Genomic DNA, 21,565 nt, shown 5'->3' with positions numbered 1-21,565 from the left:
GGCGACCGCAGCCGCCGGGGGGCACTCTTGAGAGGTGCAACAGGAAACGACCGAATTACGAAGAGTCTAGGCCGCTTGTGCGCCGATGAAGTTCTTGCCGCGTGCGCCTTGCAGGGCGAAGCGGATCATCGCTTCGGCCTCGGTGGCGCTCACGCCGTAGTCGGCAAATTCGGTCTTCACGTCCAGGCTGTGGAGGAAGTCGCGCAACTGCGCCTGGGCCTGGCGCAGGTCGGTGCCGAATACCCGTTGCAGGGTGCGGTCCCGTGCGGCGTCATGCCCCCACGCCAGGCCCAGCACCAGCGGCAAGGTGAAGGAACAGGCGATGCCGTGGGGCAGGCCGTGGTGCAAGGTCATCTCATAGGAGATGGAGTGGGCGAGGGCGGTCTTGGTATTGGAAAAAGCCAGGCCGGCTTTCAGTGCCGCCAACGCCATCCGTGAGCGTAACTCCTGATTGCCGAGATCACGCCGCAAGCGCGGCAGGCATTCCAGGATGTCTTCGATGGCGGAGATGGCGAAGGTGTCCGAGACCGGGTTGGCGTTGATATTCCAGATCGACTCCAGTGCATGGGACAAGGCGTCCAGGCCGGTAGAGACGGTGACGCCACCCGGTACCGTCAGCATCAACTGCGGGTCGATGATCGCCACTGTCGGCCAGGTGCAGTCCAGGTGCAGCGAATACTTCTTGAGGCTGGCAGAGTCCCAGATCGTCGCCCATGGCGTGACTTCGCTGCCGGTGCCCGCCGTGGTCGGTGCGGCAATCAATTGCTTGTGGCGCGCCGGGACGAAAGGCTTTCCGGTGGCCAGCAGCGCCAACAACTCGTCGAAACTCCCGGATTCGGTGCCGACGATCAACGCCTTGGCCGTATCAATCGCGCTGCCCCCGCCGACGGCAACCACCACCTGGCAATCACCGGCCTGCTGCCAGAAACCCTCGTAGGTGTCGCGCAGTTGCGCCACGTCGGGGTTGGGCTGCACGTCTTCGATCACGTACACCAGGCGCTCACCCAGCAACGCCTGGATGCGGTCTACCAAACCGAGCCCGCGGGCTTCGGGGAAGGTCACGAGGGCGACGCTCTGGCCTGCGGTGAGGGTGGCCAGCTCTTGCAGGCAGCCCCAGCCGAAGCGGGTGTCTACCGGGTTGTGGAATCGGGCAGTCATGGCGGGTTCCTGGTTTTTGTTATCGGAAGTGCCGCCATAGTCGGGGAGGGGGAGAGGGACCTCAAATCGATAGATCGGGGGGATGGATTGGCTGGGCCGATAGTACGGCCCTGCCGCGGGTATCTTTAACGAACGTTTCTGAACAACATCAGCCGCGCACTCTCGTGCAGGCCACGGGTCAGCCCCTGCAACCGCTGAAACTCCTCGGGGTACTGCTGAGCCACATCGTCCCTCGGCGTTTGTGACGCCAGGTCATGCAGGGTGGGCGAGCTGCCGTCGTGCTCCATCTGCAGCAGGAAGTCCTTGGTTACACCGCCGATCAGCGGGAACGTGCCCTCGCGCAATACCAGCGGCACCACCCGCTCGCCTTCCGGCGCAGGTTGCTGGATATCGCGGCCCATGGCGCCATTGTGGAACGGTATGCCCGCCATGCCGGCGACCGTGGGCAGCAAGTCCGCCAGGCCGACCGCTTCTTCGATCACCCGGGGTTCCAGGCCGGGTGCATGGATCATCATCGGTACGTTGTTGCTTTCCAAGCCGAGCTGTTCGAACGCTGGCGCCATGTGCGGGATCTGGCTGATGCGGGTGTTGTGGTCGCCGAAGAATACGAAGATGGTGTTGTCGTAGTAACCCCCGGCCTTGGCGATTTCCATCAGGCGGCCGATGTTGAAGTCCAGCAGGCGCACGGCGTTGTATTGCTCGACGCTGCGGCTGCCTGCGGCCTGGACGTGTTCCACGGTGAGGTCATGCACCACGAAGCCGTCGTTGTGCTTGGGGATGGTGAACGGGCGATGGTTGCCGGAGGTTTGCAGGTAGGCGAAGAACGGCTGGTCTTTGGGAATGGCGCGCAGCAGTTCGTCGCCTTCCTTGAACAGGTCCAGGTCGGACACGCCCCACACATCCACCCGTGGCGAGCGCCAGTGGCTTTCGTCATAGAGTGTCACGCCGTCGATGCTCTGGCGGATCAGGGCGTTGATGTTCGCCCAGCCGGCATTGCCGCCGATCATGTAGAGCTTCTGATAATTTTCGAAGGCGTTGATCAGCGTGTGTTGCCGGGTGATCAGCGGGTTGCGGGTGGCGGTCTCTCGGCGTGTGACGTCGGGCACGCCGGTAATGCTTGCCCACACGGTTTTGGCGGTGCCGGTGACGGGCACGTAGAAGTGCTTGAAGAACCAGCTTTCTTTCGCCAGTTTGTCGAGGTTCGGTGTGGGGTTCAGAGGGTTGCCGTAGGCGCCTACGGCGCTGGTGCCCAGGGATTCGAGCATCACGAAGATCACGTTCGGCGGGCGCTCGCCCTTGAGCCGATAAGGTTGCACGGCCTGTTCGCGGGCGAAGTTCAGTTGCTCGGGATCGGGTTGGCTGACTCCCAGATAATTCGCGACTTGCGGGTAATGCTCGCGCACCTTGCCTTCATCGAATTGCGACTGGCCAACCTTGAGTGTGTCGTACAAGAACAGCACCGGGTTGAGGCCCACGGCGGCGATCTGGTTGTTACCGGAAAAGAACGCATCGCTCCAGCGCAGGGGCACCGGGTTTTCCAGATTGAGGTTGGCGACGCGGCCGAGCAAGGCCAGCAACACCGCGATCACGCCGACGGTGGCCACGGATGCAATGGCCAGCTTGCCGATAGGTTTGCGTTCGCCATCCAGGGTAATGCGCTCGAGGCGTACCAGGGCGTAGGTCCACAGGCAAACAGCCGTAAGCCAACTCAAGGTTATCCACAGCACGGGATAGGTTTCCCACACCATCTGCTGGGAAATCTGCGCGTCTTCCAGGTAACGCAGCACCGTGGCGTTGATGCGCACCCCGAGGTAGGCGTAATGGCCGAAGTCGATGATGTACACCAGCCCGACCATCGCCAGCGCCAGCAGCAGGTAACCCCGCGCCAGCCAGCGCAGGGCGGGCACGGTCAACAGGTTCCAGCGCGGTAGCCAGGCGAGCAGGGCCAGGGGCAGCAGGATCAGCACCGCCAGGCGCAGGTCGAAACGCAGGCCGATCCCGAAGGTTTCCAGCAGTGCGGGTTCCCTGGGATCGACCCCGGAAAACCCCAGTACAAACACCAGCCGCAGTGCCGCCAGCAACGCAAATACCAAACCGATCGCGCCCACGCCGTAGCGCAGGCGGCGCGAGTGCAACCATCCCATCATTGACCTCTGTGCAGTTTTATAAGAGGGCGCCAGGCGGCCATCGCCAGCATCCACAACCCGGCCACCAGGCAGTAGCCTGTCAGCAACGGGTCGATCAGATAGTCCCAGTAGTTTTCCGAGGCCTTGAGCCGCAGCGCGAACGCCAGGGTGCCCGCCGCAAGCATCCACACGGCCAAGGTATTACGCAGCCAGAGCATCAGCAGTGCGGCGATGCCTATCAGCACAATCATCGGCCGAGGGTTGAAACCCCAGCGGTAGGGGTCGAAATACGTCAGGCCCATCGTCGCCGGGTAAAGCACCAGGCTCAGGGCACCAAACATCAGCAACACCTGGAGCTTCTGCGGGGGCTGGAGTGGCTGCACCACGCCCAGGCGGCACAGGGTGACCCACGCCAACAGCACCAGGGTGCTGATGGCCAAGTCATCAGTGAAGCTGCGCACATAGGCCGCCAACGGCAGTTCGTTGACCGGGACAAAACTCACCACCACCAACACCGGCAGCAGCCATGGGCGCCAGGGTGTTGTGATGCGCAACAGGCTGAGCAGCACGAAACCCAACAGCACAAAACTCAAATGCGCTTGCCATTCAGAAACCATCACAGGCGCTCCGACAGCCAGGCTTCGTTGAAGCTGACATGTTTGATAAAGGTGTTATTCCACGAGTACACCAAGTGGTACATGCCGTCCGGGCTGCGGCTGAAGTACGGGTACTCGTATTCGAAATCGCAGCCTCGGGGTTTGCATACCCGGTAATCCAGGCTGCTGAGAAAGCGTTGTTCCAGGGGCAGGCGCCGGGCCCCGCTGGACTCTCGGAAGCCTTCGCCGATGATTTCCTTGTAGGCCTCGGGGGAGAAGGGTTGGCCCAGCGGGTCGGGGGACTGGTCCAGTTCCACCACGGTGCGCCACTGGTTGAGGTTGGCATCGGTGCCGTAGAGGCTGAGCTTGAAGCGACCATCTTGCAGGTCGTTGAGGGCCACCAGCAAACCGTCGCCTTCGGTGCTGACGGCCGCCAGCGAAGAGTTGGGGTTGGACGGCTCCAGCGGGTATGGCTCGCTCCAGGTTTGGCCGGCGTCTTCGGTGCGGCTGGCGAGCACCCGGTGATGGGTCTCGCCGGCGTAGCGCAGCATGGCGATGGCACGCTGGCCGTCCTGCGGGACAATGGTCGGTTGCAGCGAATTCTTCCCACGGCTGATACGGAATTTGTCGACCACCGCACCGTCGGCGCTCAGGTAAAGGTACTCGGCGAATTTGCCCATGAACTCGTGGTACACCGGCAGGCCGATGGAGCCGTCGGCATGGAACACCGGCGCGGCGCGCACCAGGGTGCTGATGTTGAAAAATGGCGAGGTGATCAGTTGCCGAGGCGCCGACCAGTTCGTCCCGAGATCGTCCGAGACCATCACGTTGATCGCGCTGGTGGCCCAGCCGCCCACCGACACCGAGACGTAAAACATCCACAGGCGATTGTCCGGCGCCAGGGCGATCACCGGGTTGCCCAGCTTGCGGATGTAGCGGTGGGTGCCGTCGCGGGTGCTTTCGCGGGTGGCAAGTACCTGCTCCGGGCCCCACTCGGCGCTTTTGGCATCAAAGCGCGCGGTGCGTACCTGCACATCGGCGGCGCCTTCGCGTGAGCCGGCGAACCACACGGCCATCAGGTCGCCGCCGGGCAGGGCAGTGACGGAGGAGGAATGCACAAAGTCATTGAGCTGGGAGGAGACGAAGCGGCTGCTGTATTGCGGGGCGGCCGCTGCCGGGGACGTGTCCTTGGCGGGCAGGGCAAACGGCGCCAACACGTGGGGCGGATGACTTTGCCAGGCGGCGAAAAATACCACGAGCAGACTGCAGATCATGAAAAGCGGGCGCATAGAGAACCTGTCGGGAAAAAGGATTACTGCGCACGGTCATCCGGCAGGCGCCTCCTGCGGCCGGTGAGCATGGATAACGGCAGGTTGTCCCGCACCTGGATACTTTCAAACACCGCCGCCAGCACATGCACGCCAACCAGCCCGGCCAGCACATTGGCGGCGGTTTCGTGCAACAGCAGCGGCCAATCGGCGCCCCACAGGGCGTCGACTTCCTGCATCAAAAAGCCGCTGACGCCGAGGGTCAGCAGTGCCAGCAACATCAGAATCATCACCAGCGCCCCAAGGGGCGAGTGGCCCAGGCGGTGCAGCGGTTGGCGGTTGAGCAGTGAACGTACATGGCCCTTGAGCCGTTCCAGCGTCGGCCAGAAATCCGCCCAGCGTGCGCTGCGCGGCCCGACAAATCCCCACACCCACCGCACCAGCAACCAGGCCATGGCGTAATAGCCCAGCCACACATGCCAGTCGTCGCCGGCTTCGTTGAAGAAGTAATTGGCCACAAAGACGCCGGCGATGGAGAGGTGAAACACCCTCACCACCGGGTCCCAGAGGCGCAGGGAGGTTGCTGGCATCAGCCCTTGATCTCAGTCTTCACGGCCTTGCCGGTGACGGGATCGTGGTAGATCTCGACCTTGCGCTTGTCCTTGTCAAAGCCGTAGATCTCGTAGCAGTTGCCATCGGTGACCTTGAACTTGCTGATCTCGTAACCCTGGGCTTTGAGTTGGTCCTGAAAAGCCTTTTGGTCCTGCCATTGCGAGCGCTCGGCAGTGGTGCATTGCGGGCCGGCCATGGCCAGGGGGCTGGCAATAATCAGCGACAGCAGGAGAATTTTACGCATGGAAATGCTCTCAGCAGATGTGGGAGATTTCACTGTGCAAAACCAACCTTAGCGAAAGCTTAGTTGGCAACGGCCCGTAACATCTTTCTCGAAATAGCCATCACGAGAACCCGTCATGATGCCGCCGTTTCCTACAGAGAATCCGCTATGCGCCTGCTCCTCGTCGAAGATGATCGTGCCCTCGGCCAGGGGATCCGCGTGGCCCTGGGTGCTGAGGGCTACACCCTGGACTGGTTGGAGGATGGCGTCAGCGCCTTGCACGCGCTGCGCAGCGAAAGCTTCGACCTGCTGCTGCTCGACCTCGGCCTGCCGCGCCTCGACGGCCTGACGCTCCTGCAAACCCTGCGCGCCGAGCAATACGACCTGCCGGTGCTGATCCTCACCGCCCGCGACGGCACTTCCGAGCGTATCGCCGGCCTGGATGCCGGCGCCGATGACTACTTGGTCAAACCCTTCGATGTCGAAGAGTTCAAGGCTCGCGTGCGCGCCCTGTTGCGCCGCAGCCAGGGCCGTGCGCAGCCCTTGCTGGAGCATGCGGGCGTGAGCCTGGACCCGGCGACCCAACAAGTCAGCTATCAAGGCCAGGATATCGTGGTCACGCCGATGGAATACCAACTGCTCCACCAACTGATGGTGCGCCCCGGCAAAGTCGTCACCCGCGAACGCTTGTCCCGCGCGCTTTATGGTTGGCAGGACCGCGTCGAAAGCAACACCCTCGAAGTCCTTATCCACAACCTGCGCAAAAAACTCTCCACCGAACTGATCCGCACCGTGCGCGGCGTAGGCTATGTGGTGGAACTCAAACCATGAATTCGGTCCGCGCGCGCATTCTCATCCCGGTACTGGTGCTGATCCTGCTGGGGGATGGCCTGATCAGCTGGCTCGTGCTGCGGGACAGCCACCACGAAATCGAAGAAGTCTACGACGCCCAACTCGCCCAAAGCGCGCGCTTGCTACAAGGCGTACTGCGCCAGCGCGACCCCGGCGATGCCGACTGGGAGCGCCTCTACCAGGCCTTCGACCAGGCCATGAGTCGCGTCGGCGAAGACGGCGCCGCGCACCCTTACGAAACCCGGCTGACCTTCCAGGTATGGCGCACCGACGGCCAACTGCTGGTGCGCTCCACCGACGCGCCTATCCTCAACGCCCCGCCCACCACCCTTGGGCCCCACGACCTGATGGACAACGGCAATGACTGGTGCGCATTCATGCTCGCCGACATGCAGCAAGGCCTGCTGATCTGGGTGGGCGAGCGCGACGACATTCGCCAGGACGTGATCCAGCGCATCATCCGCCACACCCTCTGGCCCATCCTGATTGGCGTACCGCTGCTGGCGCTGTTGATCTGGCTGACCATTGGCTGGGGCCTCAACCCCCTGCGCGCCATGGCCCAGGCCATACGCGGGCGGGACAGCGAGACCTTGCGACCGCTGCAGCTTGAGCCATTGCCCACAGACCTGGAACCGATGCAAACCGCGCTGAACCGGTTGTTGGTGCAGGTGGACGACCTGCTGGAGCGGGAGCGTCGGTTTATTGCGGATGCGGCGCATGAGTTGCGCACGCCGTTGGCGATATTGCGCATTCATGCACAGAACGCCCAGAGCGCAGGGACGGAGGAGCAGCGGCGAGAGGCGTTGGACTTCCTGGTCAATGGCGTGGATCGGGCGACGCGTATTGGCAGCCAACTGCTGACCATGGCGCGCATTGAGCCGCAGTTGAACAACACCGTTCGCGTGCGTGTGTCGTTGACGGAGTTGGTGCGCGAAGAGCTTGCGGAACTGACGCCCCTGGCGATGGAGAAAGGGGTTGAGTTGGTGCTGGAAGGGGATGAGGAATGCTGGATTGAAACGGACCCGATAGCGTTGGCGATTGCGCTGCAGAACCTGGTGACCAATGCGCTGAATTTCTCGCCGGCGGGGAGTGAAGTGAGGGTGATGGTGCGGGGGACGGATTCGGGAGTGGTGCAGCTGTGTGTGGAAGATGCGGGGCCGGGGATTGATGAAGGGGAGATTGGGCGGTTGTTTGAGCGGTTTTACAGCCGTGGGAATGCGAATGGAGCAGGGTTGGGGTTGGCGATTGTGCAGATGATCGTGGGGAGGATTGGGGGGCGGTTGGAGTTGTATAACCGGGAGGTGGGTGGGTTGTGTGCGCGGTTGAGTTTTACCGAAGGAGCGGTTTGAAAAGGCCGTCGTTGGAAGCACGGCGGTTGCCGCAAGACTATGTTGCCGTGCTGAATAAATGCGGGTGCTCCGCCTGGAATGCTTTGAACGTCTTGTACTTCCAGCGATCGCCGCCCGGATCTTCATCCGATGAACTGACCTCGCCGAAATACCAATGCTCAGATTCAAACTGTTCTCCGTCCTCATCTTCGTGGATGAAGTGAAAACCCACCTCTTGGATCCCCGGTGGGACGATCAGACCCCATTCATTAGCAAGGCTTCTGCCGGTAATACGGGTTTGGCGAAAATAGTCGTATTCGAAGGGCAGGGTAGAGCCGAGGTAGCGGCTTTTATCGATGTAGACGCAGACTTCGCTTGAGAACATGTCGGGCACCAGAATGGCTGCTACGACCCAGCATTCAGGTGCTTCATCGGGCCGGGCTTGGATCAGGTGAGCGGCGGCGTTGATCAATTGCTGCGCGCAGTGTGCCTGGATCGCCGGGGTGGTTTGCTTGCCTTCTACGAGGGTTTCAATGACGGGGATTTTGAAGTTTTCAAATCCTCGCCTCACCGGGAAGTCTGCTAAAAACCAGCCTTCGAAACTGTCTGCCCATCGGCTGATTGCGCGCAGGCGCCTGGGGATGTTGCGGAGTTTTTTGTCTGAGAGTGCAAGACGACGCATGAGCTATGACCTTCTTTTGTTTCTAATGTTGAGATTGGTTTCACTCGTCACAGGCGAGGTAGAGCGACGCATTTTTTGGAAAAGCTTGTGAAGTGAGGTCTTCAATGTCTTTGATCTGTTTCGCTGTAAGCAGATAGTCGTAGACGCCGTCACTCTCTGTCTGCCAGCCCATGATGGGTCGCAAATCTTCAGCTTTCACGTTGAGGTAGATTTCAGCCGAGATTTCGTCGCTTCCAGTGGGTACCACATATATCAAGTGCCTCATGGCTCTATCCTTCGCGTATCGTCTGCGTCTTTGGTTTGTTCGCCTGTTATCGGGTCGAATTCGCCCAAGTGTTTCCCTCGGTGGTTATATTTTTCGACCTTTCCTCGTTCGAAGTCCCATTCATAAATGTAGCTATTTCCTTCTTTCCAACGGGGTCTGAGTCCTCCTCCGCCCTTTATTCCTGTTTTGGGCGGTGCACGAACAGCATCGGGGAATGCGGGCAAAAATTTTGGTTTTGGGTGGTACATATGATCACCCGGTCGAACGCTTACAACCACATACAGTGGCCTAACCCCCGACTCCACCGGAAACACCAGAATAAAATCCCGATACTCCGGCGGATAAATCGGATTCACCAGAATCTGCTCGGCCGCCTCAGTCGGCGGGTAGATCCACATCACCGGTGCTTGCGGCGCAGCCTCCAATGCCGGAATGCCAAGGGTGTCGCCAGGATCAATGGCCGGCGTCCAAATCAGCTCAACTCCCTCGCCGAGATCCGCCACGAACTGACTGTCACGACTCTGAAACTGCACTACATCGATCATCTGCCAGTCGGCATTTTTGCCGGTATAAAACCCATACCCCTTGAGCGTCCCATCGGCGCGTTGCTCGATATGCAAACGCATCCGCGAGCGGGCTTTTTGCAGGTGACGAAGCTGCTCTTCGCTATAGAGCGCACTGTCGCCAAGCTCCGACGGCCAGGCCAGCGCCACCAACCCTGCAAGCAAACTCCCGGCTGCGGCACCGACCGCCGTAGCCGCGGACTCCAACGCCGCTGTGCGCAGTACAAGCTGGCCAAGTCCGACGGGTAGGGCACTACCACTGATTTTTCTGAGGGACACGCCGCCGTGGCTATCTACCTCTCGCCCGCCTAACAACGTGAAGTGGCCGTAGTCCTTGATCAGCTCAAGCGGCATATAACCGGTGGGGTTGTTGTAGCTGATGATCCCGTCGGGTAGTTGGCAGGACTTGGCGAATACGTGGCCTGGGATCCTTGTAGGTTCAGGCGATGGCGCAGGGGGCGCTTCATACAAATCAATGAACGGTGAATACGGAATCTGCTTAGGCTGCGGCGTCAGAATTCGCCGCTTCAGCTGTTCTTCTTCGGTAATCGGATACGCGCGCTCTGTCATGACGACTCACTTCCCTGTGCAAGGAAGCGAGCCTATGAGAGCTGAGAAGAACCTGAAATTCTCGTTGTTCGATGGGAAGTGTGGGAAAAGTCATCAGATCAACAGCGACAATCGCGCTGCAGTTTGCGAGCAGCAAATTTACGATATTCCCAATCATGGCCTCCGTGTCCCGGAGTACGACGAGTCAGTAGAGTCGCCACCTGTCCTCATTTGCTGAAGAACAGCGTACTGACTGGCGGTCGTTTCGTTTATTGCGATTTTCGTTTATTTCGTCTAGCGTTGCTCCCACTCAGTTGAGTACTTGCCGGAGCGAAATCATGATTGCCAGCCATCTCCCCAAAACCGTCCTACCGTTGGAAAAGGAAGTCGAAGCCGCTGTACAAGGCCAGCGAGAATTGGCGTCTCTACTGTCGACCAAGTTTGAGACCCAGCGTATCGACATCTTCGACAAGGAAGACAAGCCTCATTCGCTGGTGCTGCCTACCTCAGCGCTGCGCCTGCTGGTCGATATCCTGGGTGAGTTGGCCATTGGTAATGCCGTAAAGGTTGTACCTGTCCACGCTGAACTGACTTCCCAGGAAGCTGCCGACCTGCTCAACGTCTCACGGCCGCATTTGGTGAAAATGCTGGAGGAGGGCGCTATTCCATTCACCAAAACCGGACGGCATCGGCGGATACGGTTTTCTGATTTGATGGCGTTCAAGCAGCGGCGTGAGGATGAAAGTCAGGAGGCAATGGATGCGTTAGCGCAGCAGGCGCAGGAGTTGGAAGAAGGGTACAAGTGATGAGATGTGCGCCTTTAATGAGGTCACTGCCTGTGTTCTTTATATTGTGATAAAAGGTGAGACCACCACTAACTTGAATGTATTCGCAACTTAGTCGTGGTCTCTCAAGCAGTTTGATATATACTGTAAAATTTAATTGTGCGGAAAATTCGGGGTTCCAATTATTATTTTAATGCTATTTACGACGTCTGAAAAAGGTTCTAGTGAGCAGTTTTTTGATATTCTCATTTTTAAATTAATGTTTTTTGCTTTGGTCTCGGTTAGTGCTCTTACTCGAATCATTAAAAGTGGTAAGGTAAAGTCCTTTGCAGATACATAAGTTGTTATAAAGCACTTGTCGTGTTCTATTTTATCATCTACATGTTGTAATGCTAGGTTCACTTCCCTGGTCCCATATTTTTCGGTCAGTAAGTTTATGACTTCTTGTTCTGTTTGTTTTGCTTTTTCTATATTCAACTCTCCATTATCGCCCATGTATACTGACGTATATCCTCTGGCGACTGTCGGTATCCCCGCGCGTAGGTAGTGCGCCGCTGCGAAAGTCCGAAATAACGAAGTAAGTATAGGGGTCGAACGCGATATCCAACCGGAGTAATCAAATCTTCTCGCTAACTCATCTTGTGTTATAGAGCAATGCTCTTCATCCATTATACTGATCAGTGTTGATTCGTCTATTAGAAAGTTTTCGATGCAGTATCTAGGAAGTGCAATTACATTTTTTGGCAGTGGTTCGCGCTCCCCGGCTAGAAGAAATAAATCCCCGTCCACTATGTAAACTGCCTTGCGTTCAGAGTCTGATGAAAGTCTCTTGTTTGCAGCATCTAATACATTGGATCTTTCACCGAGCGCAAAAATTTTTTCAAGGGTGACGTTATTGGAAATTGCTCTCGAGAGTATAGATGCAAATATTTTTGTATACCCCGGCGCTGTATCCTCAACGTATATGTCAAAGTCGTTAAATCCTTCGTAAAAAACCGAGGCCGCATATTTTGCTGCTGCGCTTCGTTCCATATCACGCTCCTTAGCTTACTTGAATGCAGTTATCAGTTCTGTATCCAACTATTTCCGGAGAGTGAGTTGCGAAAATGAACTGGTTGCCTTTATTTCCTTCTAGTAATGCATTTACAAGCATTTCTTGCCAGTGCATATGGAGCGATAGTTCTGGTTCGTCAACGATGAAGGTGCTACTTTTAGTGGAACCAAAACGAGCATGAGCTAATAAGATTAATAATTGTTTTTCTCCCGATGATAAGGTTAGTAAATCTATATATTTTCCACCTTGAACAATTTTTATTTTTCCTACGGAGTCTACTGTTAGCTCTTTGCCCGATTGTCTTAAAAAGGTATTTATTGTGTCGCAGAACTCTTTAATGGGAGCATAAAAACGTTCTGCAAATTTCTTCTGTCTATCCATTTCTGTAAGAATTGTACGAATGCGTTGTATCTGCGCCATGTTCAGGAACCACTCAAAGCTCCATAGCTCTTTTTGTGTCTTGGCCTCATCAACTACTTGTGACATTTTTGTAAAGAAACTCTCAATTTGTGCTACTACCTTTTCAGAACCACTAAGCTGTCTTACAAATTTCTCAATTTCTTCTTTGCGCTGGTGTAGTACCCGTAATTCTACATAAGGATTTTTTGCTGGATCCTCTAGCATTTTTGGATCAAATTCTATGTATTCAAAAGTTGACTCGATGACAATGTTTGAAAGCCGATCGACTCGTCCGTCACTTGCTTTTCGATACTGCATATAAGCTTTTTCAACAAGTCGCTGGCAGTTTTCAAGGCCCTCTAAGGTTTCTCTTTGAGGTCTTTTGAATGTTCGTGCGTGACCATCCTTTCTCCACGTTTCTGATACCCAGTGGCTAGTTAGTGGGACTTCGTCGTCGTATCTTCCCATTCTCCGTTCTAACCCTAAAAATAACGGGCGAGCACCGGAGATAAAATGTTGTAAGGTTGATCCTCCAGATTGGATTAACTCAAGTCGGTGATTTTCTATATATTCTTGCATGGATGCATTTGATATGTCCTTTCCTGCTCCAACAAATCTAGTCACATTTTCAAAGTGGAAGCGAGTGTCGTTGAGGTTGAATATCATTCTTTCTTTAGTTTGCGATATGTCAAGTCTATATCGCTTTCGTTCGCTCTCAACTTCTATGCTTAGTTTTTCAAAGTTTATTGATAGTAGCGTAGATAGGTCGATTGAGAGTGAGGCTTGCATTAAGCGAAGGGCTGTCGTTTTCCCGCTGCCATTTATACCTACTAAAAAGCTAATGTCTTCTTTGAAGTTAAAGTCAAAGTTGTAGAAGTCATGGACTTTTTTTGCTGAAAATTTCATTATTCTCATGTGTTTCTTCCCTGATGCACTGTTTCAATTAAGTTTTGATTTTTTAAACTTTTATTGTGTGAATTTTTAGCTTGATTAGGTTGTGTCATTGATTGGGTTTTTGTATTTTAATTATTATAAGATTTTGATTGTTATAGCGTTTTAGTTGTTGTTTGGGTGGGTCTGCTAATCATGTTGAACGCATTTTTCTATACGTATGGCGTTCTCTCAGAACGGGGCGAAAATGGACCTGGCCGATAGTGGCACTTTGTCTCGGCGTTGAAAAGCCTCAACATTGTTTTTTGACCAGAGCGGTTTCTGAATGTCAAACCACTGATTTTTGGTCTTGTCATCGTGCTAGAAATTTTTTGCCACAAAGGTGTGGTATTCACGCCGACGGGCTCCGACTACCTTTGCGTAGTCACTGCAAATTCAGTGACCGGGCCTGATAACCCGTGGAACAATAGGCGCACAAAGCGTCTCCAGCACCATTGCCGACGCTTTTTTTGCGTCCGTACGGCCGTGTTATGGCGGCTGTGCGCGGGAGGTCTTCGGACCTGCCGGGTTCCTATTGTCCCGGTTTATCAGCCTGCGCACAGCTGCCACCCTTATTCGCCTGATAACGAATATGGCAGCTCTTTCGACATTAGGAGCTAAGCCCATGAGCATTTGTTCGTACCTCTGCTGTTCTGCAATCCCCACCCCGGCTCATACCAGAGGTGGCCAATGATCAACCCGCCTCTCAACAAAACCCTCGGTGTCATCACCTTTTCCACCTGCGGCGCTTCGCCGGATTTCCACCATCTTTTCCGCGTCAATTCCGGTGTGCCGATTCGCGATGCCTTGGAGCACGCGTCTGTCTTGCTTCACTGTTCAAAGATGTTGGCATTGGATGCAGCCATGGAGAAAGGCGTCGATCGCTATGCGTGGGCGTCGCATTATTTGGGGGAGATGGCCAAGGCGGTGGTGGATGATTTGGCGAACGGGATGTTGCCGAATGGGGCGGTTGAGTAGGTAGGTGGTTTTGCAGGGTGTGGGAGGACGTCATCGCAGGCAAGCCAGCTCCCACATTTGATTGAGTCCATCCAGGAATACTTTTCCGTAGGCGAAAAAAAGACCTCGTTATTCGAGGTCTTTTTTTAGGCGTTTGATGGCTTCGGCAGGTCAAAGCACATGCCTGGAAATTACCTTCGATATCTCCACAATCGACGTCTTCCCCGTAAACTCAAACTTCACTTTCCCCACCGCCGAAAAGTAAATCTCCAGCTCCGAATCCAGGTCAAACGTCCCGGACGTTTCCACCGAATACGCGACGATGTTTTTGTACGGCAGGGACGTGAAGTCTTTCTTGCTGCCGGTAATCCCTTGCACGTTCACCGCGATGATGCGCTTGGTGGTGAACACCACGCCGTCGCGCATGGCCTTGTAGGAATCGATCACCTGCTCATCATCCAGCAGCAAGGACGATACGCGCTCGGCGTATTCGTTGTTTTGCTTGAGCTTGAAGAAGCCTTTGTTGTTGAAGTCGATCATGTGCCTTTCCTTGGGTGAGTGGTGCGGTAAACGCCTATGCCGGTGTATGACGTTTTACTCGTGGATCTGTATCTAACGGCCTCTCTTTTATCGCCCTACCATGGCGCCAACAACCCGCCGGCCATTACAAAGTTTTACCTCGTCAAGGAGCTACCCCATGCCCGAACTGTCCAGCCTGCTTGCCTATGGCCTGATCTCGCTCGGGATGGTGCTGACGCCCGGCCCGAACATGATTTACCTTATTTCGCGGTCGATCTGCCAGGGGCGAGTGGCCGGGCTGATTTCCTTGGGCGGCGTTGCGATGGGTTTTGTCGTCTATATGTTCTGCGCGGCATTGGGTATCACCGCGTTGGTGATGGCGGTTCCCTATGCCTACGACGCGCTGCGGCTCGGCGGGGCGTTGTATCTGGTGTACCTGGCCTGGCAGGCGGTCAAGCCGGGTGGCCGTTCGCCGTTTCAGGTGCGGGATTTGCCAAAGGACAGCCCACGCAAGTTGTTCATGATGGGCTTTGTCACCAACCTGCTGAATCCCAAAGTGGCGGTGATGTATTTGTCGTTGCTGCCTCAGTTCATTGACCCTAACGGCCACGCCAGCGTGCTCTCGCAATCCCTGGTACTGGGTTTTACGCAGATCATGATCAGTGTGAGCGTCAACGGGCTGATCGCTCTTATGGCGGGCTCGATCGCGGGATTTTTCATCCGCAAACCGGTCTGGCAAACCGTACAGCGCTGGTTGATGGGCTCGGTGCTGATGGGCCTGGCCGTACGTATGGCGGTGGAAGGGCGGCGGTAAGTCCTGGCCCGATCTCTGTGGGCGCTCAGGGACCTGCGTCAGTCAGGCCTTGCGGTACAGCGCCAAAAATCCTGCCAGTGACAACATGGCGGCCCCGCAGCATCGATTCAAACGCTTCATCCCGGTTTGGGTGAGGATTTTTGCTGCTTGCCCGCCCCCCGTGGCGTAAAGCGCCATCACGGCTACATCCACTCCGGCGGAGATGACCGCCAGTGCAGCGTATTGAGGAAGAGTCGGCTCGCTCGGATCAATAAACTGGGGCAGAAACGCCGTGAAGAACAACAACACCTTGGGGTTTGTCATGGCCACAGAAAAACTGCGCCAGAACACTTCGCCGGTGGCTACACGGGTATCGATTCTTGACTCGTTGAGGGCGGGCGGGTTGCTGCGCCAAAGCTGCACGCCCAGCCATGCCAAATAACAAACGCCTATCCATTTCAGCACCACAAACAGTTCATGCGATGCCATTAGCATCGCGCCAAGGCCGAGCCCTACAGCGGCAATCACCAAAATGTCCGACAGGGCAGTGCCCGCCATGCCGACGGCAACCTTGCGAATATTTCGAGTTGCCCCGTTGGACATCGCCAAGAGGGACGTCGGGCCAGGAATCAGCGCGCCAATCAAGCAGCTTGAGGTATAGAGGATAAGCGTGGAGGTGTTCATTGAAAGTGCTCAGGCGTTTTGGACGGAGCCCAAGATAACTTACGCTGGCCGGTTTCTGGTATCTGAAAAGGCAGGGTCAGTAGCTTTGATGTGCGCCCAAAGCCGACCGCTTTACAGGATCGCCTTCAGGTAATCCTTAAGTGCGTTGAGCGGGGCATTGAGTTCTTCGAGTGTCGTCGCTTGGCGCACATCCTCCGCGAGCCGTTGCAGCTCGCGGCCCATCACGGTGTGTGCGCCGCCCAGGGATTGGAGCGCTAACGCCAGGCACTCGTCGATCTTATGCTGGATGGCATTGATATCGCCCTGGCGCACCAGCAAGCCAAACACTTCCCGCTCATAGCCGTCCATGACCAGGTCGTCCCGCAGAATCGGGCTCGCGCCTTCTGTCTCATACACCAACTTGAGAGCAAAAAGCGCTACAGCTTCCAGCGTCAGTTCCACGGTCAGGGTTCCTCTTTTCTCGTGTTCGCCCGCCCATCATCACTTTCCTGCAGGCGAAAAAAAAGACCTTGAATTTCAAGGTCTTTTTTTAAGATGGTGCCCCGAGGGAGACTCGAACTCCCACTCCTTTCGAAAACGGATTTTGAATCCGCCGCGTCTACCAATTCCGCCATCAGGGCTCAATGGCGGCGAAGTATAGAGATGAGATTACCGTTGGTCAATCACGTTTCATGGTCAATTTTCACTATTTCCGCTAGACTTCCCGGCCCTGCTAGACGAACCCCATCATGCGCGTTGCTGACTTTACTTTTGAGCTCCCTGATTCGCTGATCGCTCGCCATCCTTTGGCCGAGCGTCGCGCCAGTCGACTGCTAACCCTGGACGGGGTCAGTGGTGCCCTCGCACACCGTCAATTCACTGATTTGCTTGAGCATTTACGCCCGGGCGACTTGATGGTGTTTAACAATACCCGAGTGATTCCGGCTCGCCTTTTTGGCCAGAAAGCCTCCGGCGGCAAGCTGGAAATTCTGGTGGAGCGGGTGCTGGACAGCCATCGTGTGCTGGCCCATGTGCGCTCCAGCAAGTCGCCGAAACCGGGCTCGAAGATCTTGATCGATGGCGGTGGCGAAGCTGAAATGCTGGCCCGTCACGATGCGTTGTTCGAGCTGGGGTTTGCCGAGGAAGTGTTGCCGCTGCTGGAGCGCGTCGGCCACATGCCGTTGCCTCCTTATATAGACCGCCCGGACGAAGACTCTGACCGCGAGCGCTACCAGACCGTGTATTCCGAGCGCCTGGGCGCCGTGGCTGCACCAACGGCGGGGCTGCATTTCGATCAGCCGTTGCTGGAAGCGATTGCCGCCAAGGGCATCGAGTCGGCTTTTGTGACCTTGCACGTGGGGGCCGGCACGTTTCAGCCGGTGCGTGTGGATAACATCGAAGACCATCACATGCACAGCGAATGGCTGGAAGTCAGCCAGGACGTGGTGGATGCGGTTCACGCCTGCAAGGCCCGCGGCGGACGGGTTGTTGCCGTGGGCACCACCAGCGTGCGTTCCCTGGAAAGTGCAGCCCGCGAGGGTGTGCTGAAGCCCTTCAGTGGCGACACCGATATCTTTATCTTTCCAGGCCGCCCGTTCCACGTGGTCGATTGCCTGGTCACCAACTTCCATTTGCCGGAATCCACGCTGTTGATGCTGGTGTCGGCATTTGCCGGTTACCCGGAAACCATGGCCGCTTATCAAGCCGCCATCGCTAACGAGTACCGTTTTTTCAGCTACGGTGATGCGATGTTTATCACCCGTAACCCGGCGCCACGCGGCCCAGAGGGAACTTTATGAGTCGTATGTCGTTTGAACTGCTGGCCACCGACGGCAAGGCCCGCCGTGGTCGCCTGACCTTCCCGCGGGGCACCGTCGAGACCCCGGCGTTCATGCCGGTTGGTACCTACGGCACCGTCAAGGGCATGCTGCCACGGGATATCGTCGCCACCGGCGCCGAGATCATCCTGGGCAACACCTTCCACTTGTGGCTGCGCCCGGGCACCGAAGTGATCAAGAAACACGGCGACCTGCATGATTTCATGCAGTGGAAAGGCCCGATCCTGACCGACTCCGGCGGTTTCCAGGTGTTCAGCCTGGGCGCCATGCGCAAGATCAAGGAGGAGGGCGTGACCTTCGCCTCTCCGGTTGACGGCGCCAAGGTGTTCATGGGGCCGGAAGAGTCGATGCAGGTCCAGCGTGACCTGGGCTCGGACATCGTGATGATTTTTGACGAATGCACGCCGTACCCGGCCGATGAAGATGTGGCGCGGGTGTCGATGGAGCTGTCGTTGCGTTGGGCCCAGCGTTCGAAGAATGCCCATGGCGATAACACGGCTGCCCTGTTCGGTATCGTGCAGGGCGGCATGCATGAAAGCCTGCGCAAGCGCTCGCTGGAAGGCCTGGACAAGATCGGCTTCGACGGCCTGGCCATCGGCGGTTTGTCGGTGGGCGAGCCCAAGCACGAGATGATCAAGGTGCTGGACTACCTGCCGGGCCTGATGCCGGCTGAAAAACCTCGTTACCTTATGGGCGTTGGCAAACCGGAAGATCTCGTAGAGGGTGTGCGCCGCGGTGTGGACATGTTCGATTGCGTGATGCCAACCCGTAATGCCCGCAATGGGCATCTGTTCATCGATACAGGCGTGCTGAAGATCCGTAACGCGTTCCATCGCCATGATGAATCGCCGCTGGATCCCACCTGTGACTGCTACACCTGCCAGAATTTCTCCCGTGCTTATCTGCACCATCTGGACAAGTGTGGGGAAATGCTGGGTAGCATGTTGAATACCATCCACAATTTGCGGCATTACCAAGTCCTGATGGCTGGTTTGCGCGAGGCTATTCAACAGGGTACATTGGCCGCCTTCGTCGATGCCTTCTATGCCAAGCGCGGGCTGCCCGTGCCGCCCTTGGACTGAGTTTTCCGACCCTAAGATTCACTATTTGCAACTGGAGTGCTAAATGAGCTTTTTTATCTCTAATGCCATGGCTGATGCCGCTGCACCGGCCGCTGCTGGCCCTTTGGGCGGTGGTTTTGAGTGGATTTTCCTGGTCGGCTTCCTGGTCATCTTCTACCTGATGATCTGGCGTCCACAGGCCAAGCGCGCCAAAGAGCAGAAGAACCTGCTGGGCAGCTTGCAGAAAGGCGACGAAGTCGTGACCACGGGCGGCATCGCCGGCAAGATCACTAAAGTGTCCGACGCTTTCGTGGTTCTGGAAGTCTCCGACACCGTAGAAATGAAGTTCCAGAAGGGCGCCATCGCCGCCACGCTGCCAAAAGGCACGCTCAAAGCGATCTAAGTTCCAACCTTTACCAATCGACGGGGCGCGCAAGGCGCCCCGCGTTATAAGCGGGCGGCGTGATGCTGAACAAATACCCTCTGTGGAAATACGTACTGATCCTGGCGGTGCTGGCGATCGGTTTTATTTATTCCGCTCCCAATCTTTATCCTGATGACCCCGCGATCCAGATTACGGGTGCCAGCACTACGCTGCAGGTCAATCAGGCTGATCTGGACCGTGCGAGCAAAGCGCTCACTGACGCGGGTATCCAGGTTAAAGCGGCAACCTTGGCTGCTGATGCGAAGGGCGGCTTGTTGCGCCTGACCAAGCAAGAAGACCAATTGCCGGCCAAAGACGTCGTGCGCAAGGTCATGGGTGATGACTACGTCGTTGCGCTGAACCTGGCACAGACCACGCCAAAATGGCTGCGTGCCATTGGCGCACACCCTATGAAACTGGGTCTGGACTTGTCCGGTGGTGTGCACTTCCTGCTGGAAGTGGACATGGACAAAGCCATCGATGCTCGCCTGAAAGTCTACGAAGGCGATGTGAAGAGCCTGCTGCGTAAAGAGAAGGTGCGTTATCGCAGCCTGCCGCAGCTCAATGGTGCCATCCAGCTGGGTTTTGCTGACGAAGCGACCCGCGAACAGGCCCGTGCACTGATCCGCAAGAGCTTCAACGATTTCGACATTGTTCCGGCCGACCTCAATGGTCAGGCGGTACTGCGTCTGGCGATGACCCCGGCCAAGCTGGCGGAAATCCGTGAATACTCCATCAAGCAGAACTTGACCACGGTGCGTAACCGGGTCAACGAACTGGGTGTGGCCGAGCCGCTGGTTCAGCGCCAGGGTGCCAACCGCATCGTGGTTGAGTTGCCGGGCGTGCAGGACACCGCTGAAGCCAAGCGCATCCTCGGTAAAACAGCCAACCTGGAATTCCGTCTGGCCGCTGAGCCGGGTGCTACCCGCGCTACTGCCGAGGAGTTTGAGTTCCGTGAAGGCAATCGTCCGCCTGCACTGATCGAGCGTGGTTTGATCATCACCGGTGACCAGGTCACCGACGCCAAGGCCGGTTTTGACTCGCAGCACGGTACGCCTGAAGTGAACATCCGCCTGGATGGCCATGGTGGCGATCTGATGAGTCGCGCTACCCGCAGCAACGTGGGTCGCAGCATGGCGGTGATCTTCATCGAGCAGCGCCCGGTGACCACCTACACCAAGCAGCTGGTCGACGGTGTCGAGAAAGACGTACCGGTACAGACCTTTAAAGAAGAGAAGAAGATCATCAGCCTGGCGACCATCCAGTCGCCGCTGGGTGCTCAATTCCGTATCACCGGCCTGAATGGCCAGGGTGAGTCGTCCGAACTGGCGCTGCTGTTGCGTGCCGGTGGTCTGGCGGCCCCGATGTACTTCGCCGAAGAGCGCACAATCGGCCCAAGCCTGGGTGCTGACAACATCACCAAGGGTATCGATGCTTCCCTGTGGGGCATGCTGTTCGTGTCGCTGTTCATCATCGCCATCTATCGCTTCTTCGGCATCATTGCCACCGTTGCACTGGGTGTGAACATGGTGCTGCTGCTGGCCCTGATGTCGCTGCTGGGGGCCACGCTGACCCTGCCGGGTATCGCCGGTATCGTACTCACCATGGGTATGGCGGTGGACGCCAACGTGCTGATCTTCTCGCGGATTCGTGAAGAAATCGCCGCCGGCATGACCGTACAAAGGGCAATCAACGAAGGCTTCGGCCGGGCATTTACCGCGATTCTCGACGCCAACCTGACCACGTTGCTGGTGGGTGGCATCCTCTTTGCCATGGGTACCGGCCCGGTCAAAGGCTTTGCGGTGACCATGTCCCTCGGGATCTTTACCTCGATGTTCACGGCCATCATGGTGACCCGCGCAATGGTCAACCTGATCTTTGGCGGGCGTGACTTCAAGAAGTTGTGGATTTAAGGGGCTG

General features: G+C 56.8%; 23 protein-coding genes and 1 tRNA gene. 9 read left to right on the top strand and 15 right to left on the bottom strand.

What is annotated here, in order from left to right:
* Positions 1-66: 66 nt before the first annotated feature.
* The 6 genes from psrA to HX855_RS12830 all read right to left on the bottom strand — a co-directional run bounded on the left by psrA (position 67) and on the right by HX855_RS12830 (position 6,004).
* Positions 67-1,158, bottom strand: coding sequence for an iron-containing alcohol dehydrogenase PsrA (gene psrA / locus HX855_RS12855; RefSeq protein WP_177083474.1), 1,092 nt, complete (start codon positions 1,156-1,158; stop codon positions 67-69).
* Between the two features lie 125 nt (positions 1,159-1,283).
* A complete protein-coding gene (locus tag HX855_RS12850; protein ID WP_177083476.1) occupies positions 1,284-3,302 on the bottom strand; it encodes an LTA synthase family protein in 2,019 nt (672 codons plus the stop codon).
* Positions 3,302-3,901 (bottom strand): hypothetical protein, encoded by a 600-nt coding sequence (locus HX855_RS12845; RefSeq protein ID WP_177083478.1) that lies wholly within the window; start codon positions 3,899-3,901, stop codon positions 3,302-3,304. Before HX855_RS12845 ends, HX855_RS12850 begins: the two co-directional genes overlap by 1 nt.
* The gene (locus tag HX855_RS12840; RefSeq protein ID WP_177083480.1) at positions 3,901-5,154 is read right to left on the bottom strand and encodes an exo-alpha-sialidase; all 1,254 of its coding nucleotides are present in this window, start codon (positions 5,152-5,154) and stop codon (positions 3,901-3,903) included. The genes HX855_RS12845 and HX855_RS12840 overlap by 1 nt, the downstream gene beginning before the upstream one ends.
* A gap of 38 nt (positions 5,155-5,192) precedes the next feature.
* Positions 5,193-5,738 carry a cytochrome b/b6 domain-containing protein gene (locus tag HX855_RS12835; protein ID WP_177083482.1) on the bottom strand — a complete coding sequence of 182 codons (546 nt, stop codon included), beginning with the start codon at positions 5,736-5,738 and terminating at the stop codon, positions 5,193-5,195.
* On the bottom strand, positions 5,738-6,004 hold the full coding sequence (locus HX855_RS12830; RefSeq protein ID WP_177083484.1) for a PepSY domain-containing protein: 267 nt from the start codon (positions 6,002-6,004) through the stop codon (positions 5,738-5,740). Before HX855_RS12830 ends, HX855_RS12835 begins: the two co-directional genes overlap by 1 nt.
* Positions 6,005-6,151: 147 nt before the next feature.
* On the opposite strand from HX855_RS12830, the gene HX855_RS12825 reads away from it, so the two are divergent.
* Entirely contained in the window at positions 6,152-6,814 is a 663-nt protein-coding gene (locus HX855_RS12825; protein WP_177083486.1) for a response regulator, read from the top strand.
* On the top strand, positions 6,811-8,184 hold the full coding sequence (locus HX855_RS12820) for an ATP-binding protein (protein WP_177083488.1): 1,374 nt from the start codon (positions 6,811-6,813) through the stop codon (positions 8,182-8,184). Before HX855_RS12825 ends, HX855_RS12820 begins: the two co-directional genes overlap by 4 nt.
* A gap of 37 nt (positions 8,185-8,221) precedes the next feature.
* Here the strand turns inward: HX855_RS12820 and HX855_RS12815 are convergent, their stop codons facing one another.
* From HX855_RS12815 to HX855_RS12805, 3 genes are read right to left on the bottom strand one after another with little or no spacing between them, the layout of a single operon-like run.
* Positions 8,222-8,845: a DUF3916 domain-containing protein gene (locus tag HX855_RS12815; RefSeq protein ID WP_177083490.1), complete on the bottom strand. Its 624-nt coding sequence runs from the start codon at positions 8,843-8,845 to the stop codon at positions 8,222-8,224.
* A 40-nt stretch (positions 8,846-8,885) separates the two neighbouring features.
* Entirely contained in the window at positions 8,886-9,110 is a 225-nt protein-coding gene (locus HX855_RS12810) for a hypothetical protein (RefSeq protein ID WP_177083492.1), read from the bottom strand.
* Positions 9,107-10,243, bottom strand: a complete 1,137-nt coding sequence (locus tag HX855_RS12805) for a colicin E3/pyocin S6 family cytotoxin (RefSeq protein ID WP_177083494.1) — start codon at positions 10,241-10,243, stop codon at positions 9,107-9,109. The genes HX855_RS12810 and HX855_RS12805 overlap by 4 nt, the downstream gene beginning before the upstream one ends.
* Positions 10,244-10,560: 317 nt before the next feature.
* Here HX855_RS12805 and HX855_RS12800 point away from each other — a divergent pair, with 317 nt between their 5' ends.
* Positions 10,561-11,028, top strand: coding sequence for a helix-turn-helix domain-containing protein (locus HX855_RS12800; RefSeq protein ID WP_177083496.1), 468 nt, complete (start codon positions 10,561-10,563; stop codon positions 11,026-11,028).
* Between the two features lie 132 nt (positions 11,029-11,160).
* On the opposite strand, the gene HX855_RS12795 is transcribed toward HX855_RS12800, so the two are convergent.
* Both HX855_RS12795 and HX855_RS12790 read right to left on the bottom strand, forming a co-directional pair.
* Positions 11,161-12,039 (bottom strand): DUF4435 domain-containing protein, encoded by an 879-nt coding sequence (locus tag HX855_RS12795; RefSeq protein WP_177083498.1) that lies wholly within the window; start codon positions 12,037-12,039, stop codon positions 11,161-11,163.
* A 10-nt stretch (positions 12,040-12,049) separates the two neighbouring features.
* A complete protein-coding gene (locus HX855_RS12790) occupies positions 12,050-13,375 on the bottom strand; it encodes an AAA family ATPase (protein ID WP_177083500.1) in 1,326 nt (441 codons plus the stop codon).
* 705 nt (positions 13,376-14,080) lie between these two features.
* On the opposite strand from HX855_RS12790, the gene HX855_RS12785 reads away from it, so the two are divergent.
* On the top strand, positions 14,081-14,368 hold the full coding sequence (locus HX855_RS12785) for a DUF3077 domain-containing protein (RefSeq protein ID WP_177083502.1): 288 nt from the start codon (positions 14,081-14,083) through the stop codon (positions 14,366-14,368).
* A 150-nt stretch (positions 14,369-14,518) separates the two neighbouring features.
* Here HX855_RS12785 and HX855_RS12780 read toward each other — a convergent pair whose 3' ends face one another.
* Positions 14,519-14,887, bottom strand: coding sequence for a PH domain-containing protein (locus tag HX855_RS12780; protein ID WP_010176876.1), 369 nt, complete (start codon positions 14,885-14,887; stop codon positions 14,519-14,521).
* Between the two features lie 157 nt (positions 14,888-15,044).
* Here HX855_RS12780 and HX855_RS12775 point away from each other — a divergent pair, with 157 nt between their 5' ends.
* On the top strand, positions 15,045-15,680 hold the full coding sequence (locus HX855_RS12775; protein ID WP_003210319.1) for a LysE family translocator: 636 nt from the start codon (positions 15,045-15,047) through the stop codon (positions 15,678-15,680).
* A gap of 42 nt (positions 15,681-15,722) precedes the next feature.
* Here the strand turns inward: HX855_RS12775 and HX855_RS12770 are convergent, their stop codons facing one another.
* From HX855_RS12770 to HX855_RS12760, 3 genes are all read right to left on the bottom strand, one after another.
* Entirely contained in the window at positions 15,723-16,343 is a 621-nt protein-coding gene (locus tag HX855_RS12770; RefSeq protein WP_177083504.1) for a LysE family translocator, read from the bottom strand.
* A gap of 111 nt (positions 16,344-16,454) precedes the next feature.
* Entirely contained in the window at positions 16,455-16,784 is a 330-nt protein-coding gene (locus tag HX855_RS12765; RefSeq protein WP_177083506.1) for a hypothetical protein, read from the bottom strand.
* 94 nt (positions 16,785-16,878) lie between these two features.
* Positions 16,879-16,963: transfer RNA gene (locus HX855_RS12760), tRNA-Leu, on the bottom strand.
* Between the two features lie 108 nt (positions 16,964-17,071).
* Here HX855_RS12760 and queA point away from each other — a divergent pair.
* From queA to secD, 4 genes are all read left to right on the top strand, one after another.
* A complete protein-coding gene (gene queA, locus HX855_RS12755) occupies positions 17,072-18,121 on the top strand; it encodes a tRNA preQ1(34) S-adenosylmethionine ribosyltransferase-isomerase QueA (protein WP_177083508.1) in 1,050 nt (349 codons plus the stop codon).
* Between the two features lie 5 nt (positions 18,122-18,126).
* Positions 18,127-19,242, top strand: coding sequence for a tRNA guanosine(34) transglycosylase Tgt (gene tgt, locus HX855_RS12750; RefSeq protein ID WP_177083622.1), 1,116 nt, complete (start codon positions 18,127-18,129; stop codon positions 19,240-19,242).
* 43 nt (positions 19,243-19,285) lie between these two features.
* Complete coding sequence (yajC, locus tag HX855_RS12745; protein ID WP_076017553.1) at positions 19,286-19,624, top strand: preprotein translocase subunit YajC; 339 nt, start codon at positions 19,286-19,288, stop codon at positions 19,622-19,624.
* Positions 19,625-19,686: 62 nt separating this feature from the next.
* Positions 19,687-21,558 (top strand): protein translocase subunit SecD, encoded by a 1,872-nt coding sequence (secD, locus tag HX855_RS12740; RefSeq protein ID WP_177083510.1) that lies wholly within the window; start codon positions 19,687-19,689, stop codon positions 21,556-21,558.
* Positions 21,559-21,565: the final 7 nt, after the last annotated feature.

Source organism: Pseudomonas sp. IPO3778 (genome assembly GCF_013386825.1).
GTDB lineage: Bacteria > Pseudomonadota > Gammaproteobacteria > Pseudomonadales > Pseudomonadaceae > Aquipseudomonas.
This window is presented reverse-complemented; position numbering and strand designations above follow the sequence as displayed.

Bases quoted from the DNA above. Each gene is read 5' to 3' on its own strand.
- HX855_RS12825 (WP_177083486.1), top strand. From the start codon at position 6,152: ATGCGCCTGCTCCTCGTCGAAGATGATCGTGCCCTCGGCCAGGGGATC.
- HX855_RS12815 (WP_177083490.1), bottom strand. From the start codon at position 8,845: ATGCGTCGTCTTGCACTCTCAGACAAAAAACTCCGCAACATCCCCAGG.
- HX855_RS12830 (WP_177083484.1), bottom strand. From the start codon at position 6,004: ATGCGTAAAATTCTCCTGCTGTCGCTGATTATTGCCAGCCCCCTGGCC.
- HX855_RS12785 (WP_177083502.1), top strand. From the start codon at position 14,081: ATGATCAACCCGCCTCTCAACAAAACCCTCGGTGTCATCACCTTTTCC.
- HX855_RS12780 (WP_010176876.1), bottom strand. From the start codon at position 14,887: ATGATCGACTTCAACAACAAAGGCTTCTTCAAGCTCAAGCAAAACAAC.
- HX855_RS12800 (WP_177083496.1), top strand. From the start codon at position 10,561: ATGATTGCCAGCCATCTCCCCAAAACCGTCCTACCGTTGGAAAAGGAA.
- yajC (WP_076017553.1), top strand. From the start codon at position 19,286: ATGAGCTTTTTTATCTCTAATGCCATGGCTGATGCCGCTGCACCGGCC.
- HX855_RS12835 (WP_177083482.1), bottom strand. From the start codon at position 5,738: ATGCCAGCAACCTCCCTGCGCCTCTGGGACCCGGTGGTGAGGGTGTTT.
- queA (WP_177083508.1), top strand. From the start codon at position 17,072: ATGCGCGTTGCTGACTTTACTTTTGAGCTCCCTGATTCGCTGATCGCT.
- HX855_RS12790 (WP_177083500.1), bottom strand. From the start codon at position 13,375: ATGAGAATAATGAAATTTTCAGCAAAAAAAGTCCATGACTTCTACAAC.
- tgt (WP_177083622.1), top strand. From the start codon at position 18,127: ATGTCGTTTGAACTGCTGGCCACCGACGGCAAGGCCCGCCGTGGTCGC.
- HX855_RS12850 (WP_177083476.1), bottom strand. From the start codon at position 3,302: ATGGGATGGTTGCACTCGCGCCGCCTGCGCTACGGCGTGGGCGCGATC.
- HX855_RS12820 (WP_177083488.1), top strand. From the start codon at position 6,811: ATGAATTCGGTCCGCGCGCGCATTCTCATCCCGGTACTGGTGCTGATC.
- secD (WP_177083510.1), top strand. From the start codon at position 19,687: ATGCTGAACAAATACCCTCTGTGGAAATACGTACTGATCCTGGCGGTG.
- HX855_RS12795 (WP_177083498.1), bottom strand. From the start codon at position 12,039: ATGGAACGAAGCGCAGCAGCAAAATATGCGGCCTCGGTTTTTTACGAA.
- psrA (WP_177083474.1), bottom strand. From the start codon at position 1,158: ATGACTGCCCGATTCCACAACCCGGTAGACACCCGCTTCGGCTGGGGC.
- HX855_RS12775 (WP_003210319.1), top strand. From the start codon at position 15,045: ATGCCCGAACTGTCCAGCCTGCTTGCCTATGGCCTGATCTCGCTCGGG.
- HX855_RS12805 (WP_177083494.1), bottom strand. From the start codon at position 10,243: ATGACAGAGCGCGCGTATCCGATTACCGAAGAAGAACAGCTGAAGCGG.
- HX855_RS12810 (WP_177083492.1), bottom strand. From the start codon at position 9,110: ATGAGGCACTTGATATATGTGGTACCCACTGGAAGCGACGAAATCTCG.
- HX855_RS12770 (WP_177083504.1), bottom strand. From the start codon at position 16,343: ATGAACACCTCCACGCTTATCCTCTATACCTCAAGCTGCTTGATTGGC.
- HX855_RS12845 (WP_177083478.1), bottom strand. From the start codon at position 3,901: ATGGTTTCTGAATGGCAAGCGCATTTGAGTTTTGTGCTGTTGGGTTTC.
- HX855_RS12840 (WP_177083480.1), bottom strand. From the start codon at position 5,154: ATGATCTGCAGTCTGCTCGTGGTATTTTTCGCCGCCTGGCAAAGTCAT.